Consider the following 2,665-nt stretch of genomic DNA (forward strand, 5'->3'; position numbering starts at 1 on the left):
GGACAAGGGGGCGCGGTGGAGCGCGGGGGAGGCGGGGGAGGCTGTGCTGAAACTGCTGGCGGAGGCGGAGATTCCGGGGGCGGTGTACGGGAGTTAGGGGTTGCCGGTGCGCATCCTGTACCGCTGGCTCCGGTCACCGGCACCTACGTGTCGCACTCCAACACCGTCCGGCACAGAGAACACCGAGCCCGTACCCGCCCCCGCACCGGCACCCTGATCCGCTGATGACACGTGGGGCAAGGGAACGATACCCGCAAGCTGCCCCGCCCGTCGGGGGAGAAGGAGTACGGCACCCCTTTCTGCACTCCCGGCCCGTGCCGCCGGTCGTGCGCGTAGCGCCGCCGCCCCGCCCACCCCGCCGCCGTGAGAGGAGGCTGCTGCTCGTCACGCCGGGCCTGCTCCATGCCCTTGACGTACGCCGTGTAGGCCTGCGGACTCGTGAACCACACCGAGGGATCCTCGCCGAAGACCAGCGCCCGCTTGGCGAGGACGTACCCGAACTCCTCCGGCGTGAGATACCCGAGCTTCTGCGAGGACGCCGAGTCCTCCCGGTACGCGTCCAGCAGCAGCCACCCCGCGCCCAGATACGTCGCCGCCGTGTCCGTGAGGATCTCGTTCTCCCGGGTGCCGGGGAAGGACAGGTCCAGGCGGTGCAGATAGACATGCATGACCTCGTGCGCGAGAGCCGCGCCGATGTCCCGGCGATGCGTGCGGAACCGGTCGTTCAACTCCACGAAGTACTCGGGCCCGGCGGTGAGTTCGACGTTCGCCGCATGTGTCATCTCACGGAAGCTGACGATCAGCCGGGCGTCCGGGAGCCGGTAGTGCCGGACCATCTCCCGCGCCACCCTCTGCGCCCCCAGATGCAGATCGTCCGTGTCGCAGAACGCCACGTCGACGGGGGCCACACTGGTCGCGAACGTCTGGACGGTGTCGTAGGACAACCGCTTGTAGAGCGCGGTGATGGAGTCCCGCACCGTGTCCAGATGCGGGTAGCCGTGCTCGACCGGTCCGTCGTCCGCCACGTCCACAACCCCCAGAGACGCCCTGAACCCGCATCCACTCTATGCCGAGGGGCGTGGATGCACGCCCCCAATAATTCCCTGACGGATCGCGGCCGAGAAGGCTATGCTCCCCGCGATGACGACTCACTCTGTTCACAGATCGGGGGTCCTGTCCGCGCAAGGTGAGTGCTGATGCTCCCTCACCCCGCGAACGGGAATTCCCGCCCTTCCTTCTGGCCGCGCGTGCGCGAGTTCGCCGTGCCGCCCTCCATGATCGAGACCGCCACGGTCCGCCGCGCCGCCGGGGACTGGGCGGGCGCCTGCGCCGCCGCCGGCGTGGACATCGATCTCGATCTACGGTCCCTCGCGCGCACCCACGGCCGGGAACCGGCCGCCCGAGTACGCGCCGATCTCCGTCGACTCGCCCCTGACCTGCTCCGTTGGCATCTGCCGAGGATCGCGCCCGACGGGCTGCTGCGCCCGGGGCTGACCCTCACCCTGGCCCGCTACGGCCACGATGCCGCGCGCCCGCTCCACCTGGTGGTCCGGACCCCACCGGCCTGGGCCGACGGCGGCCAGCGGATCGGCCTCGCGCTGTGGGACGGCACCCACCGCGAGGCCGTGACCCGTCGGCATCCGCATCCCCGGCCGAGCCGACGGTTCCGGCTCGACCTGCACCGACACCTGTGGGACGCGGACCGGAGCGGTGAGCTGCGGGTCCGCTCCGGGGCCGACCGGCCACCAGGCGACGAACCTCCACCGATCCCGGCTCCGCTGGACACCGTGCCCGAGGCGTGGAACTGCGCCGTCGACCGGTGGGCCGAGGAGGCGGCGATCCTGCTCCACGCGGAGGGGCGGACGGCCGGTCCCGTCACCGTACGGTTCGGTTCCCGGCACCGGTTCGTACTGGCACCGGATCCGGTCGCGGGCGCCCTGCGGATCACACCGCCACCGACGGACGGCAGTGCCACCGCGCTGCCGGTCCTGCCCGACGCGGCGACCTGGGTCCCGCCCGACCTGGAACTCCTCCGCAACGGCGCGATCGAGGCAGGCCGGCTCCATCCGCTGGTCGCCGCCGCACTCGCACCGGATCGGCCACGGCCGGACGGTTCCGTACGGATCCCGGACCGGGCAGGACAGCCGCACCTCGTCGAATGCCGGGGCGCCCTGCACCGGATCGGACTGGTCGACGGCGTACTGGCACCCCTCGACCACGATCCGGACGAGATCCGGCGCGAGGAACTGCTCGTCGCGCTGACCGGCACCCCGCTGCCCTGCCTCCAGGCCGTCGACGACGCCCACCGCCACCCGGACTGCCTCACCGGCGTCCGCGAACGCCTCATCCACGGCGACACCGCCGGCGCGCTGGCCGTCGTGGAGGGACTGCTCGGTCCCGACGCGGTCCTGCGCGGCGGCGCGCTGCGGGACGAACTCCACGCGGCGGCCCAACGGCGGCTCACGTACGGGCTGTTCAGGGCGGGCCTGGCCGGCCCAGGACCTCGGTCCGGCCGCTTCTTCCCGGGACTTCCGCATCCACGGAACGTCCGCCGCCACACCGCCGGCCGCTGACCGCCCGGGGCCTTCGCCTCACCCACGCACGCTCCGCCACAACCCAAAGGTGACCACATATGCCCACACGCACCCTGTACGCCACCACCGAC

Annotated in this window: 2 protein-coding genes; one reads left to right on the plus strand and one right to left on the minus strand. The window is 72.0% G+C overall.

Going from position 1 to position 2,665, the window contains the following annotated elements:
• Positions 1–143: 143 nt before the first annotated feature.
• Positions 144–1,025 (minus strand): hypothetical protein, encoded by an 882-nt coding sequence (locus tag JHN45_RS51490; protein ID WP_200717570.1) that lies wholly within the window; start codon positions 1,023–1,025, stop codon positions 144–146.
• Between the two features lie 171 nt (positions 1,026–1,196).
• Here JHN45_RS51490 and JHN45_RS51495 point away from each other — a divergent pair, with 171 nt between their 5' ends.
• Positions 1,197–2,573: a hypothetical protein gene (locus JHN45_RS51495; RefSeq protein ID WP_201056401.1), complete on the plus strand. Its 1,377-nt coding sequence runs from the start codon at positions 1,197–1,199 to the stop codon at positions 2,571–2,573.
• Positions 2,574–2,665 lie beyond the last annotated feature (92 nt).

The sequence above is a fragment of the Streptomyces sp. MBT53 genome, from assembly GCF_016654115.1.
Taxonomy (GTDB): Bacteria; Actinomycetota; Actinomycetes; order Streptomycetales; family Streptomycetaceae; genus Streptomyces.

Bases quoted from the DNA above. Each gene is read 5' to 3' on its own strand.
- JHN45_RS51495 (WP_201056401.1), top strand. From the start codon at position 1,197: ATGCTCCCTCACCCCGCGAACGGGAATTCCCGCCCTTCCTTCTGGCCG.